The 13,041-nt window shown below is 64.5% G+C and carries 13 protein-coding genes; 4 read left to right on the top strand and 9 right to left on the bottom strand.

Translation table 11 applies throughout. The annotated features are described in order from the left end of the window. Window positions 1–4: 4 nt before the first annotated feature. From HX881_RS23045 to HX881_RS23025, 5 genes are read right to left on the bottom strand one after another with little or no spacing between them, the layout of a single operon-like run. Complete coding sequence (locus HX881_RS23045) at window positions 5–835, bottom strand: DUF2797 domain-containing protein (RefSeq protein WP_177086761.1); 831 nt, start codon at window positions 833–835, stop codon at window positions 5–7. After that, window positions 832–1,092: a YeaC family protein gene (locus HX881_RS23040; protein WP_017127847.1), complete on the bottom strand. Its 261-nt coding sequence runs from the start codon at window positions 1,090–1,092 to the stop codon at window positions 832–834. Before HX881_RS23040 ends, HX881_RS23045 begins: the two co-directional genes overlap by 4 nt. A 31-nt stretch (window positions 1,093–1,123) precedes the next feature. Continuing rightward, entirely contained in the window at window positions 1,124–1,996 is an 873-nt protein-coding gene (locus HX881_RS23035) for a rhomboid family intramembrane serine protease (protein ID WP_177086759.1), read from the bottom strand. Then, window positions 1,993–2,967: a metallophosphoesterase gene (locus tag HX881_RS23030; protein WP_177086890.1), complete on the bottom strand. Its 975-nt coding sequence runs from the start codon at window positions 2,965–2,967 to the stop codon at window positions 1,993–1,995. The genes HX881_RS23035 and HX881_RS23030 overlap by 4 nt, the downstream gene beginning before the upstream one ends. After that, on the bottom strand, window positions 2,964–3,854 hold the full coding sequence (locus tag HX881_RS23025) for an NAD(+) kinase (protein ID WP_177062447.1): 891 nt from the start codon (window positions 3,852–3,854) through the stop codon (window positions 2,964–2,966). Before HX881_RS23025 ends, HX881_RS23030 begins: the two co-directional genes overlap by 4 nt. 105 nt (window positions 3,855–3,959) lie before the next feature. On the opposite strand from HX881_RS23025, the gene HX881_RS23020 reads away from it, so the two are divergent. Further along, window positions 3,960–5,000: a DUF1853 family protein gene (locus HX881_RS23020; protein WP_017127843.1), complete on the top strand. Its 1,041-nt coding sequence runs from the start codon at window positions 3,960–3,962 to the stop codon at window positions 4,998–5,000. On the opposite strand, the gene HX881_RS23015 is transcribed toward HX881_RS23020, so the two are convergent. Both HX881_RS23015 and HX881_RS23010 read right to left on the bottom strand, forming a co-directional pair. After that, a complete protein-coding gene (locus HX881_RS23015) occupies window positions 4,921–6,207 on the bottom strand; it encodes an arsenic transporter (protein ID WP_177086757.1) in 1,287 nt (428 codons plus the stop codon). The two genes, HX881_RS23020 and HX881_RS23015, sit on opposite strands and share 80 nt — an antisense overlap. Before the next feature lie 43 nt (window positions 6,208–6,250). Further along, entirely contained in the window at window positions 6,251–6,598 is a 348-nt protein-coding gene (locus tag HX881_RS23010) for an ArsR/SmtB family transcription factor (protein ID WP_017127841.1), read from the bottom strand. A 190-nt stretch (window positions 6,599–6,788) separates the two neighbouring features. On the opposite strand from HX881_RS23010, the gene HX881_RS23005 reads away from it, so the two are divergent. After that, complete coding sequence (locus HX881_RS23005) at window positions 6,789–7,340, top strand: cytochrome b (protein WP_177086755.1); 552 nt, start codon at window positions 6,789–6,791, stop codon at window positions 7,338–7,340. Here the strand turns inward: HX881_RS23005 and HX881_RS23000 are convergent. After that, complete coding sequence (locus tag HX881_RS23000; protein ID WP_177086754.1) at window positions 7,330–8,247, bottom strand: 1-aminocyclopropane-1-carboxylate deaminase/D-cysteine desulfhydrase; 918 nt, start codon at window positions 8,245–8,247, stop codon at window positions 7,330–7,332. The two genes, HX881_RS23005 and HX881_RS23000, sit on opposite strands and share 11 nt — an antisense overlap. Window positions 8,248–8,331: 84 nt before the next feature. Further along, on the bottom strand, window positions 8,332–10,368 hold the full coding sequence (locus tag HX881_RS22995) for an NADPH-dependent 2,4-dienoyl-CoA reductase (RefSeq protein WP_177086752.1): 2,037 nt from the start codon (window positions 10,366–10,368) through the stop codon (window positions 8,332–8,334). Window positions 10,369–10,579: 211 nt separating this feature from the next. On the opposite strand from HX881_RS22995, the gene HX881_RS22990 reads away from it, so the two are divergent. After that, window positions 10,580–11,719 (top strand): nitrilase-related carbon-nitrogen hydrolase, encoded by a 1,140-nt coding sequence (locus HX881_RS22990; RefSeq protein WP_177086750.1) that lies wholly within the window; start codon window positions 10,580–10,582, stop codon window positions 11,717–11,719. Then, entirely contained in the window at window positions 11,716–12,756 is a 1,041-nt protein-coding gene (locus HX881_RS22985) for an AraC family transcriptional regulator (RefSeq protein WP_177086748.1), read from the top strand. The genes HX881_RS22990 and HX881_RS22985 overlap by 4 nt, the downstream gene beginning before the upstream one ends. The last annotated feature ends 285 nt before the right edge of the window (window positions 12,757–13,041 follow it).

The following is a 13,041-nucleotide window of genomic DNA, read 5'->3' as shown; positions in this document are numbered from 1 at the left end:
CCTTCTACTGATGCACGGCGAGCTGGTAGGCCGTGTACTTACGGATATTGATCACGCCGGTGTCGAAGATCAGGTATTGGCCCTTGATCCCCATCAGCGTGCCTTCGGCAATCGGGTTCTTGTCCAGATTGAAACTGACGATCTTGGTCGGGTAGGACTCGATCGGATAACGGATTTCCAGCGGCTCGATATCCCGGACCGGCTGGATCGCCTGCAAGCCGAAACGCTCCTGCAAGGCTAGCAGGCCTTCGGCGCAGGACTCGAACAACTGGTCGCGGACCTGCTTGAGGTCAACCGCCGGCGCATCGCCCTTGAGCAAGGCGCGCCAGTTGGTCTTGTCGGCCACCTGGCTGCGGAACAGGTCCTCGACGAAACCGGACTGCTGGCGGGTCGCCACGCGCACGATCGGCAGGGCCTGGCTGGCGCCCTGGTCGAGCCAGCGGGTCGGCAACTGGGTGGCCCGGGTGATACCGACCTTGATCCCCGACGAATTGGCCAGGTAGACCACATGGTCGGTCATGCAGAACTGCTCGCCCCAGGCCGGATCACGACAGGTCCCGGCGTCGTAGTGGCAACGCTCCGGGCTCATGATGCAGGTGTCGCACTGCGCCAGCTTGGTCATGCATGGGTAGCAATAGCCCTGGCTGAAGCTGGTCTTGGTCTTGCGCCCGCAGTGCGTGCAATGGATGGCACCGAGAAATTCCAGGCGCAGCTTGTGACCGATCAGCGGATTGACCGGCACCTCGCTGTCCCCCAGGCGAAACGTGTATTGCGCGGTCGGTTCGTCCAGGCGGACCGACATCTTGCTGACTGCACCACGGCCAATCTCGATCAATGGATGGCATCCGACTTGAACAGGATATTCGGCACCGGTGCCGACTTCGAGGCGCACTCCTGCGGGCCCATGTAGCCGGTCCGCTCGTCTTCGGGCAGGTTCTGGGTTTCCCAGGCGATCATCGCCTGCAGCGACAGTTCGCGCTGCTCGGCGGTCAACTTGCGGCCATCGGACCACTTGCCGATTTCCACCGCCAGTTTCAGGCTCTCGTAGATGTCGGGGGTGATGTTTTCAATCATTTCGATGAAAGAGGACATTAAAGTCTCCAGATTTTTCAAGACATTCGAATCAGGCGGCCAGTTTACGTCGGGACCACAGCCCGCCCAACAAACCGGTGAAACATCCGATGAGCAGTCCGCCGACATGGGCACCGTTGGCGATTTCGCCGAAGCCGATCAGCGAGATCAGCCCCGAGAGGCACACCAGCAACCAGATCAGCATCATCGCCAGCACGCCACGCGGCAGGCGATAGACCGGGCTCGGCGACAGCACCTGGTAGATCCAGCAGTGTCCGAGCAGGCCGTAGAGCACGCCGGACAGGCCGCCGAACAGGGTCGGGCCGCTGACGTAATATTGCGTGAAGTTCGACACCAGGCTGAACAGCAGCGTCAGCCCCAGCAGGTTGATCCCGCCCTGGCGCAACTCGATGCGCTTGCCCAGTTCCCAGTACCACATGCCGTTCATGGCGATATGCAGGAAGCCGAAGTGGATCAGCATCGGTGTCACCAGGCGCCACCACTGCCCCGCCGCCAGGCCGTCGGCCAGGGGCGTGAACTGGATGTAGTCGCCGCGCACCTGGAAATCGAGGAAGGTGAACCAGTGCAGCGTCTCCAGGTTGTCGCCGAGCAAGGTGAGCGCTGCAACGACCAGGCTCAGCAGCAGGAGCAACGCCGTCACCGGACTCTGGCGCACCTGCTGGATAAAGCTCGGGCGTTTCACCGCCAGCGCCCTGGGCGGCACTTCCAGCTGGTTGTGCGGGTCGCCCTGGGGAAACTGCTGGTACAGCGACAGCACATCGGTGCCGACCGCCTCCGGTACCCACAGCACCTGCTCGCCGCCCTCCTCGCTGACCCGGTGGGGAACCTGCAGGCGTTGCAGCAACTGGACGAAACCACTCAGGTCGGTGGTCAACGGCAGGCGCAGGACAGCGGTGGCACTCATTTCAGGACCTCGGGGCGTTCGACGTCGACCCAGACGAATTTGTTCGGGTCGAGACGGGTCTCCTGGTCCAGCCGGTAGGCCGCCAGCTTGCCGTAGAGCACCGCGCTGTAATCCAGGCAGGCCAGGTTGGGGCGAATCGGTGCCGGCTTGCCACTGCGCCAGTAGTGGCCGACAAACAGCATCGGCTCATCCAGTCCGTAACGCAGCAAGGCGTTCTTTTCGGTGGAGGACAACGGCTTGCTCGCCACCCGCTCGGGCAGCGCATCCGGCTGGAACACGATATCGCCATAGGTCTGCGGGTCGTCTTCCCAGAACTTGGTGCGGAAGAAGGCACGGGTCAGGCCGTCGCCACCGGTCAGGGTCAGCCCGTCCGGCAGGCGCATGTCGGTACCGCGCAACAGGCGGTTGAACACGGTGCTGGCAAAGCTGCCGTGCACCGCCGAGGCCTGGAGGAAATGTTCGTCGATACGCCCGTCCGGATATTGCGGGCGCAGCGGCTCGATCAGGCCGGCATCCCAACAGGCATGCACCACGCGAAAACGCCCGGCATCGAGGAACAGCGGCAGTTCGTAGAACCACTGCAGGAAATCATGCCAGTCACCCGGATGCCGTTCGAACTGGGTCAGGGTTTCCTGCAGCAGGCGCGCATGGCGCGGCGTGTGTTCGCGCACGAACTGCTTGCCGCTGCCCGGCGGTGCCGCGGTGGTCCAGCCCAGGGCGTTGAACTCATGGTTGCCCATGATGCACAGCGCCTGCCCGGCCTCGACCATGTCGTGGACGATATGCAGCGCCTCGCGGATGCGCGGGCCACGGTCGATGATATCGCCGAGGAACACCGCCATGCGCGACGGGTGGCGCCAGACGCCGCCCAGCTTGTGATAGCCGAGCATGTCCAGCAGATGTTCGAGGGTATGAGCGCAACCGTGCACATCACCGATCAGATCGTAGCCACGCGCGGGATCGAGCATCAGTCGCCTCCACCACCCAACCGGCTACCCCAGCCGAGCTTGGTCCGGCAGACTTCGTAGTAGTTGTGATCCAGCGGGTGGATCAGCCGCAGCTTCTGCGATTTCTTGCTGATGGTCACCGTATCGCCCGGCGCGCAGGTGAAATGGTTCTGCCCGTCGCAGGAGACTTGGGGGTAGATCTGCATGTCCTTGGACACCACGATTTTCAGCTCACTGTTACCATCCACCACAATGGGGCGGCTGGACAAGGTATGGGGGTACATCGGCACAATCACAATGGCATCGAGCTTGGGATGCATGATCGGGCCGCCGGCGGACAGCGCATAGGCGGTGGAACCGGTGGGGGTGGCGACGATCAGGCCGTCGGCCTTCTGGCTGCAGACGAACTGGCCGTCGATATACAGCTCGAACTCGATCATCCGGGTCGACTTGCCGGGGTGCAGCACCACGTCGTTCAGCGCATCGCCCTGGCCGATGGCTTCCGCGTGGCGGCGCACCTCGGCTTGCAGCAGGAAGCGGTTCTCCACCAGGTAGTGCCCGTCGAGGACCTTGGCCACTTCGACTTCCAGGTCGTCCGGACGGATGTCGGTGAGAAAGCCCAGGTTGCCGCGGTTGATCCCCAGCACCGGCACGTTGTGCCGCGCCAGCGCACGGGCGGCGCCCAGCAGGCTGCCATCGCCGCCGACGACGATGACCATGTCGCAGACTTCACCGAGCATCTTGCGTGACGAGGTCTGCAGGCCGTGGCCCGGCAGGACTTCGGCGATGGTGTCTTCGAGGATCACGTGCATGTGCCGTTCAAGCAGAAAGCGCTTGAGGCGGCGAACGGTATCCAGCACCTGCGAACTGCCCAGTCGGCCAATGATGCCGATATTGCGAAATTGCTCCATGGGGCTCCTGAAAAGGTTCTGCTGCAGGCAAAAGAACGATTATGGGCGAAAGCCGGCCCGAGACAAAATCCTTTCAGCCACGAGCCAAACGGCTATGCTCGCAGGATGATCCTGTTCCCCGGCTTGCTCAACCTTCCCCGACAGTTGCGCCACCCCGAAGTGCGCGACCTGGCCTGGGTCATCCTCGCGCCGCCGATGCTGCTCGATACGCCCTGGCCGCAGCGCCATCCGCTGGCCGGCAGCGACTGGGTCGAGGCGCCGCAACAGCTGGAACACTGGCTGCGGCAGCTGGACCGCGACAGCAGCGCCCTGCAGCACTGGCTGGCCCTGGGGGCCACGCGCCGGCTCGGGCTGTATTACGAACGGCTCTGGCAATTCGCGGTGCAGCAGGCCCCGGGGATCGAACTGATCGGCGCCAACCTGCCGATCCGGCGCGAAGGCCATACCCTGGGCGAACTCGACATGCTGCTGCGCGACCGTGATGGCGTGCATCACCTGGAACTGGCGATCAAACTCTACCTGGGGCCACAGCAGGGCCAGGGAGAGGACGCCGCGCACTGGCTCGGCCCCGGTTGCCATGATCGACTGGACCGCAAGCTGGCCCATCTGAGCCAGCACCAGTTGCCGATTTCCGCCCGTCCGGAAAGCCGCGAAGCCCTGGCGGCCCTGGGCATCCAGGCCTTCAGCGCGCAATTGTGGCTCGGCGGCTACCTGCTCTATCCCTGGCCCGGCACCTCGCGTGCGCCGCGCGGCGCCCACCCGCAGCATCTGCACGGGCGCTGGCTGCATCAGCGCGACTGGGCCGACTTTCGCACCCAGAGCCCGCCGGGACGCTGGCAGCCCCTGCCCCGCCATGCCTGGCTGGCGCCGGCGCACTACAGCGAGGACCAGGCCTGGACCGAGGAACGACTGGACGACTGGCTGGACCAGCTCGATCCCCTGGCCCCGGCCCAGTTGCTGGTACGCCTGAGCAAAAACAGCGAGGGCGACTGGGAGGAAGCCGAGCGGTTGTTCCTGGTGGCCGACCTCTGGCCGAATGTGCCGGGCACCCTCGACCGGGTCGCCATCAGCCCACGGACAGGCGCAACGCCAGCGCCGCCAGGGTCACCAGCAGCACCGGCAGGGTCAGGACGATCCCGACCTTGAAGTAGTAGCCCCAGCCGATGCGGATATCCTTGCGTTCCAGCACATGCAGCCAGAGCAGGGTCGCCAGGCTGCCGATCGGCGTGATCTTCGGCCCCAGGTCGCTGCCGATGACGTTGGCATAGATCATCGCGTCCTTGACCACGCCGCTGGCATGGCTGGCATCGATGGACAAGGCGCCGATCAGTACCGTCGGCAGGTTGTTCATGATCGACGACAGAAACGCCGTCAGCAGCCCGGTCCCCATGGCCGCGCCCCAGATGCCATAGCCGGCGAACCAGTCCAGCCAGCCGGCCAGCCAGGTGGTCAGCCCGGCGTTGCGCAGGCCGTAGACCACCAGGTACATGCCCAGGGAAAAAATCACGATCTGCCAGGGCGCCTCGCGCAACACCTTGCGCGTGGAAATCCGATGGCCGCGGGCGGCGATCCCCAGCAGCAGCGCGGCGCAGACCGCCGAAATGGCGCTGATGGGAATGCCCAGCGGCTCGAGGGCGAAACACCCGACCAGGAGAATGCCCAGCACCCACCAACCGGCGATAAAGGTCGCCCTGTCATGGATCGCGCTGGCCGGCACATCCAGGTGTCCCGGGTCGTATTGCACCGGGATGTCGCGACGGAAAAACCACATCAGGATGCCCAGGGTCGCCGCCACGCTGACCAGGTTCACCGGAACCATGACTGCCGCGTAGGCGTTGAAGCCGATGCCGAAATAGTCCGCCGAGACGATATTCACCAGGTTCGAGACCACCAGCGGCAGGCTCGCGGTATCGGCGATAAAGCCGGCGGCCATGACGAAGGCCAGGGTCGCCGCCTTGGAAAAGCGCAGGGCCAGCAGCATGGCGATCACGATCGGCGTGAGGATCAGCGCTGCGCCATCGTTGGCGAACAGCGCCGAAACCAGCGCCCCCAGCAGCACGAAGGCGGCGAACAGCTTACGTCCGCTGCCCTGCCCCCAGCGTGCCACATGCAGCGCGGCCCAGGCAAAGAAACCGGCCTCGTCGAGCAGCAGGCTGATGATGATCAGGGCGATGAAAGTCCCGGTGGCGTTCCAGATGATCTGCCACACCAGCGGGATATCGCTGAGCTGTACCACTCCGCTCAACAGGGCCAGCACAGCCCCCAGCACGGCACTCCAGCCAACCCCCAGGCCCTTGGGCTGCCAGATCACCAGGGTGATGGTCAGGAGGAAAATCAGTGCAGCAATCAACATGGACAATACCCTGTCAGCTCGACGGAAAGGTTCTGGAAAGTCATCAGCAGCAACGTGCCGGGCGCTCGCCCATGCCCTGCAGACGTTGGATATCCGCCGCCAGCCAGGCCTCGTTGGCCACGAGAGTGCCCTGCAACAGAGTGCTGACCCAGGGCAATAATTCCGGATGCAGGCGATAAAACACCCACTGCCCCTGGCGCCGGTCGGCCAGCAGGCCGCAACTGCGCAATTGCGCCAGGTGGCGGGAAATTTTCGGTTGGCTCAGTTCGAGGGCGGCCGTCAGCTCGCACACGCACAACTCGCCCTCGCGCAGCACCAGCAGGGCAATCCGGCTGCGGGTGTCGTCGGCCAGGCATTTGAAGAGCTCCACGGGAGAGATCGCATGGGACATGATAAAAAGCCTTTACATACGGAAAGTCGAATATACGTATTTCCATATATATCAGCAACCACTCTCGGCACGCACTAATCCCTGTCGACAGCCCTCTCCCGGGCAGAGGGTTCAAAAGCGTATTAGAGTGTAGGAATGACTCCGTCGCTCAAGAACGGAGCTTCACGCCCTGATGAGTGAGGAACGGCCCATGCCCTGGAAGAACACCGACAGCCGCTACAGCAGCATGTCGATCGCCTTGCACTGGTTGATGCTGGTGCTATTGATCCTCGTCTACTGCTGCATCGAATTTCGCGGCCAGTTTCCCAAGGGCAGCGGCGGTCGCACCCTGATCGTGGAATCCCACTACATGCTTGGGCTCACCGTGTTCGTGCTGGTCTGGCTCCGGCTGCTGGCCCGGGCCATCGGCGTGGCGCCGAAGATCGTGCCGACGCCGCCAGGTTGGCAGAGGCTGCTGTCGACGCTGATGCACGGGGCCTTGTACCTGTTCATGATCGGCACCCCGCTGCTCGGCTGGCTGGTGGTCAGCGGCATGGGCCACTCGGTGATGTTCTACGGGATCGACCTGCCACTCCTGATCGCCGAGAACAAGCCCCTGGCCAAGGAAATCAAGGCATGGCACGAACTGGCCGGCACCACCGGCTACTGGCTGATCGGGCTGCATGCGCTGGCCGGGCTGTATCATCACTACTTCGTGCGGGACAACACCCTGGCGCGGATCATGCCCAGACTCAACCGCTGAATCCCCGGCGGCCCTGCAAGCCGCCGGTATGCACGAATACCAGTCGCGTCCCTGCCGCGAAGCGTCCCGCCCTCACCTGTTCCCGCAGCGCCAGCAGGGCCTTGCCGGTATATAGCGGTTCCAGTGGCACCGCGCTTTGCCGCTCGCTTTCGGCGATAAACGCCAGCAATGCCGGATCGACCCTGGCAAAACCACCCCGGCAGGCATCGATCAGCTCATAGCCACCGTCCGCGGCCCCGGCCTCGGCGAGAATCCTCGCCATCAATGGCGCCACGCCATGATCGCCCGGCACCGCCAGGGCGGCATACACCGGCCGCCGGCCGGCTTCGGCCAGCACCAGCCCGGCGGCGGTGGTGCCGGTACCCGCGGCCAGCCACCAACCGTGATAGTCCGTCCAGCCGATAGCCGCGAGCTGCTCGCCGACCCGATCGACCAAGATCCCGCAACCCTGGGCCCCCGCCAGGCCACCACCACCCTCGGGTACCGGGTGGAAACCCGGATAACGCGCCTGCCACGACGTCCAGAAGCCCGGCGCATGGCGTTGGCGATAGCCCTCGTAGCCGAGCCAGTGCAATTCCATGCCGAAAGCCCGGAGATCGTCGACGGTCGGGGTTTCGATGCAATGACCGCGCAGTAGGCCGACGGTGGCGAAGCCGAAACGCTTGCCGGCGGCGGCCAGGGCGTGAAGATGGTTGGAGTAGGCACCGCCCAGGCTGATCAGGCCCTGCGCCCCGGCTTGCCGGGCGGCACTGAGGTGCTCGGTGAGCTTGAACCACTTGTTGCCGCAGATCAGCGGGTCGATCCGGTCGAGGCGCAGGATCGCCACTTCGATGCCGGCCCGGGCCAGCCAGTCGAAATGGAGGGGTTCAAGGGGCGCGTGGGGACGCCAGTCGAGCGGGGCCAGCATCGGCGCAGGAATCCATCGAGAGAATTCGCCAGTCTACCAGCCATCGATCGCCCCCACGCTCCGCGCCGGGGCGATCGGCAGCCATCAAAGCTCGGCGGCCAACCGCGAACCCTGATTGATCGCACGCTTGGCATCCAGCTCGGCCGCGACATCGGCCCCACCGATCAGGTGCACGTTCTGCCCGGCGGCCACCAGGCCGTCCTGCAGCTCTCGCAGCGGGTCCTGGCCGGCACAGATGATCACGTTGTCCACCGGCAGCACCTGCGGCTCGCCCTCGCCGATGCGGATATGCAGCCCCTCGTCGTCGATCTTCAGGTATTCGACGCTGTTGAGCATCTGCACACGCTTGTTCTTCAAGCCGGTACGGTGAATCCAGCCGGTGGTCTTGCCCAGGCCATCGCCGACCTTGGAGGCCTTGCGCTGCAACAGGAACACCTGGCGTGCCGGTGCATGGGGCTCGGGCTTGATCCCCGCCACGCCGCCACGCGCCTCGAGCCGGGTGTCGATGCCCCACTCGCGCCAGAACGCTTCGCGATCCTGACTGGTGGCAACGCCCTGGTGCACGAGGAACTCGGAGACGTCGAAACCGATCCCGCCGGCACCGATCACCGCGACCCGGGTCCCGACCGGCTTGCGCTCCAGGAGCACGTCCAGGTAGCTCAGTACCTTGGCATTGTCGATTCCGGGAATCGCCGGCAGGCGTGGCGCGATACCGGTGGCGAGAATGATCTCGTCGTAACCGCCGGCCACCAGTTGCGCGACATCCACGCGGGTATCCAGGCACAACTCGACATGGCTGGTCTGCAGCTTGCGCTTGAAGTAGCGCAGGGTTTCAAAGAACTCTTCCTTGCCCGGGACCCGCTTGGCCACGTTGAACTGGCCGCCGATCTCGCTGGCCGAATCGAACAGCGTCACCTGGTGCCCGCGCTCGGCCGCCACGGTCGCTGCGGCCAGACCCGCCGGCCCCGCGCCGACCACGGCAATCTTCTTGATCTGCTTGACCGGCAGGTAGTTGAGCTCGGTCTCGTGGCAGGCCCGCGGGTTGACCAGGCAGGAGGTCAGCTTGCCGCCGAACGTGTGGTCGAGGCAGGCCTGGTTGCAGCCGATGCAGGTATTGATCTCGTCGGCACGACCTTCGGCAGCCTTGTTGACGAAGTCCGGATCGGCCAGGAACGGGCGCGCCATGGACACCATGTCGGCATCACCCTCGGCCAGGATCTGCTCGGCGACTTCCGGGGTGTTGATGCGGTTGGTGGTGATCAGCGGGATCGAGACCGCGCCGCGCAGCTTGGCCGTGACCTTGCTGAAGGCCGCCCGCGGGACCTTGGTGGCGATGGTCGGGATCCGCGCCTCATGCCAGCCGATGCCGGTATTGATGATGGTCGCGCCGGCCTGCTCGATGGCCTTGGCCAGTTGCACCACTTCTTCCCAGGTGCTGCCGCCTTCCACCAGGTCGAGCATCGACAGGCGGAAGATGATGATGAAATGCGGCCCGACCGCTTCACGCACCCGGCGGACGATTTCCACCGGCAGGCGCATGCGGTTTTCGTAGCTGCCGCCCCAGCGGTCGGTACGCTGATTGGTGTGGGCCACGAGGAACTGGTTGATGAAGTAGCCTTCCGAACCCATGATCTCGACGCCGTCGTACTCGGCGTACTGGGCCAGGGTCGAACAGGTGACGAAATCGGCGATCTGTTTCTCGATCCCTTCCTCGTCCAGCTCCCGGGGCTTGAACGGATTGATCGGTGCCTGGATCGCGCTCGGGGCCACCTGTTTCGGGCTGTAGGCATAACGCCCGGCATGGAGGATCTGCATGCAGATCTTGCCGCCCGCCTCATGCACCGCGTGGGTCACGATACGGTGCTGGTCCGCTTCCTCGCGGGTGGTCAGCTTGGCGGCGCCGGAGTACACCCCGCCTTCGTCGTTCGGGCCGATGCCACCGGTGACCATCAGGCCGACACCGCCCCGGGCACGCTCGGCGAAATAGGCCGCCATGCGCTCGAAACCGCCGGGCTTTTCCTCCAGGCCAGTGTGCATCGAGCCCATCAGGGTGCGGTTGCGCAGCGTGGTGAAACCCAGGTCGAGCGGGGCCAGCAGGTGCGGATAAGAAGTGGCGGTCATGGTAACTCCAGGACAGGCTAGATCACGGAATGCGGGAAGCTCTGCGGCTCCCGTCAGTTGTATGACTGGCACATTAAAGAGCCGCCGACCCCTGCTCAATGACTGAAACTGACAACTTATTGATCCAAATGTGCAGCGCCCCTTGGCAAGCGCCGCCGTGCGCCCTACCCTAGTCGGCGAATCCCGCCAATGGCCGTTCGTTTTACCTTCCATGCGCAAACTTCTTGTCGGCACCTTTCTCATCGCCCTGATCGCCGCGCTCACCAGCTACGGCGTCTGGACCCAGCAGCGCACGACCGGCCACTACCTGTCGGACCTGCGCATCAAACTCGCGGTGAACCAGGGGGTTCCCGGCGAGCATGGCAACCTGCTCGGCATCCAGCCGGAGCTGTTCCCCAGCGACTACCAGAGCCTGCCGCGCCTGCACCGCAAGCTCGCGGCCTACCTGCAACAGGCACGCAACCTGGGGCTGCTCAACGCCAGGACAGTGGCGGTCCTGCCCGAGCATGTCGGCACCTGGCTGGTGCTGCGCGGTGAAAAGGACGACCTCTACCAGGCCATCAACCAGCAGGAAGCGATGAACTGGCTGATGGTCAGCAACCCGCTGAAATTCACCGGCGCGGTGTTCAAGGCCAAGGGCCGCAGCCGTCTGGACGACGCCCGGCTGCGCATGAAGGCGCGGACCATGGCCAGCGATTACCAGGCGCTCTTCGGCGGCCTGGCGAAAGAGTTCGGCATCACCCTGGTGGCGGGCTCGATCCTGCTGCCGACGCCGATCGTCGAACAGGGCACGCTGAAAGTCGGCCGTGGCTCGCTGTACAACGCCAGCCTGGCCTTCGGTGCCGACGGTCGCCCCATGGGCCAGCCGCAACGCCAGCTGTACCCGACCTTCGAACAACGCGGCTATGTCCTAGGCGCCTCAGACCAGCCACTGAATGTCGTCGACACGCCGGCCGGTCGCCTGGGCATCCTGATCGGCAGCGACAGCTGGTATCCGAGCGCCTACGGCCAACTCGACGCCCTGGGGGTGAAGCTGGTTGCCGTGCCGGCCTTTGTCGCCGGCAAGGGCAGTTGGGACAAACCCTGGCGCGGCTTCAAAAACGCGGTCACCCCGCCTGATGTCAGCCTGCGCCCCGGCGAACTCAGCGAAGGCGAGGCCTGGCACCGCCTGACCCTGATCAGTCGCGCTCCGGGCAGCCAGTCCATCGCCGGGATCAGCGTGTTCCTGCGTGGTCAACTCTGGGACCAGCGCAGCTCGGGGCAGAGTTTCATCAGCTACAACGGGCAGACCCTCACCCAGGACGACGCCGGTGGGCGTGGCGCCCGCCTGCTGAACCTGTGGTTGCCATGAAGCCGCTGCCGATGCGCCTCGGCGACTTGTCCGTCGGCTTCGTCCACAGCCTGGCCGACGCGGTGCGTGAATCGGGCGCCGATCCCCAGGCACTGCTGGAACAGTACGGGTTGGACCCGGCGCGCCTGGCCGAGCCCGGGGCGCGGTTGTCGATTCCGCGCTACATGCGCCTGGGCCACGCCGCGATCCAGCTTACCGGAAACCCGGCGCTGGGCCTGCACATGGGTCGCCTCAGCCGCCTGAGCCAGGCCGGACTGGCCGGCATCACCGCGGCCCAGGCGCCGACCGTGCGCGAGGCGGCACGGACCCTGACCCGCTTCGAAGCCCTCTACGGTTCCAACTACCGTGGTCAATCGAGCTTCCACGAAGATGCCGGCGGAGCCTGGCTGCGCTTCTATTCCATCAGCCCGTACAACGCCTACAACCGTTTTGTGGTCGACTCGATCATTGCCGGCTGGCTCAGGCAGTTATCGAGCGTCGCCGGCCAAGCCCTGCGGGCCGAACGAATCGATATCGAGTTCAGCGAGCCGGATTATGCCGCCGACTACCGGCTGCTCGGCGACGGCCCGGTGCACTTCGGTGCCGAGATCAATCAATTGCGCCTGGACCAGGCCAGCCTCGGCCTGCGCAACCCGGAACACTGTCCGAGTACCTGGCGGCACCTGCTGCAACTCTGTGAACGGGAACTGGAACAATTGACCCGCACCCGCAGCCTGCGTGAGCGCATCACTCAGTTGCTGGGGCCTTTGCTCAATGGTGGCCGGGAACCCGACCTGGAAGAAGTGGCGGCACGCCTGAAACTGCCGACCTGGACCTTGCGTCGCAAACTCGCCGAGGAAGGCACGCAATTTCGCGCGATTCTCAACGACACCCGCCGCGACCTGGCGATGACCTACATTCGGGATACTGAGCTGGCGTTTGGCGAAATCGCCTACCTGCTCGGCTTTGCTTCAGCCGAGGCCTTTCAACGGGCCTTCAAGCGCTGGAACGGCCAGACCCCGGGCGAGTTCCGCCGCAGTCAGCGACATTCCGCCTGAGCAAAAAAAACGCCACCGTTTACAGCTCGGTAGCGTCATCAGCCGGTTCGACCGGATCCAGCTCGAAAGCGTGGAACTCCAGCAGCTCTTCTTGATAATCGTCCATTGTGAAACTCCTTTTGCTCGTGGGTAAAAGCGCTTGTGCAACTGACCTGCAGGGCCAGCTTAAGTTGCCCGTGTTAAGGAAAAATGAAGCGCCCTCTTACCAGACGTTCTCCTGAGTAGAAAAACTAGCAGATGGGTCAGGTTTTTTTCCAGTCATTTTTTATTCACTTGAAATGTAAT

It is taken from the genome of Pseudomonas gingeri (assembly GCF_013386115.1).
Classification (GTDB): domain Bacteria; phylum Pseudomonadota; class Gammaproteobacteria; order Pseudomonadales; family Pseudomonadaceae; genus Aquipseudomonas; species Aquipseudomonas gingeri.
The sequence above is the reverse complement of the archived record's forward strand: the minus strand, read 5'-3'. Positions and strand labels throughout refer to the sequence as shown.

Coding starts and splice junctions, on each gene's coding strand:
- HX881_RS23000 (WP_177086754.1), bottom strand. CDS start 8,247: ATGCTGGCCCCGCTCGACTGGCGTCCCCACGCGCCCCTTGAACCCCTC.
- HX881_RS22995 (WP_177086752.1), bottom strand. CDS start 10,368: ATGACCGCCACTTCTTATCCGCACCTGCTGGCCCCGCTCGACCTGGGT.
- HX881_RS22990 (WP_177086750.1), top strand. CDS start 10,580: ATGCGCAAACTTCTTGTCGGCACCTTTCTCATCGCCCTGATCGCCGCG.
- HX881_RS23005 (WP_177086755.1), top strand. CDS start 6,789: ATGCCCTGGAAGAACACCGACAGCCGCTACAGCAGCATGTCGATCGCC.
- HX881_RS23020 (WP_017127843.1), top strand. CDS start 3,960: ATGATCCTGTTCCCCGGCTTGCTCAACCTTCCCCGACAGTTGCGCCAC.
- HX881_RS22985 (WP_177086748.1), top strand. CDS start 11,716: ATGAAGCCGCTGCCGATGCGCCTCGGCGACTTGTCCGTCGGCTTCGTC.
- HX881_RS23025 (WP_177062447.1), bottom strand. CDS start 3,854: ATGGAGCAATTTCGCAATATCGGCATCATTGGCCGACTGGGCAGTTCG.
- HX881_RS23035 (WP_177086759.1), bottom strand. CDS start 1,996: ATGAGTGCCACCGCTGTCCTGCGCCTGCCGTTGACCACCGACCTGAGT.
- HX881_RS23040 (WP_017127847.1), bottom strand. CDS start 1,092: ATGTCCTCTTTCATCGAAATGATTGAAAACATCACCCCCGACATCTAC.
- HX881_RS23010 (WP_017127841.1), bottom strand. CDS start 6,598: ATGTCCCATGCGATCTCTCCCGTGGAGCTCTTCAAATGCCTGGCCGAC.
- HX881_RS23015 (WP_177086757.1), bottom strand. CDS start 6,207: ATGTTGATTGCTGCACTGATTTTCCTCCTGACCATCACCCTGGTGATC.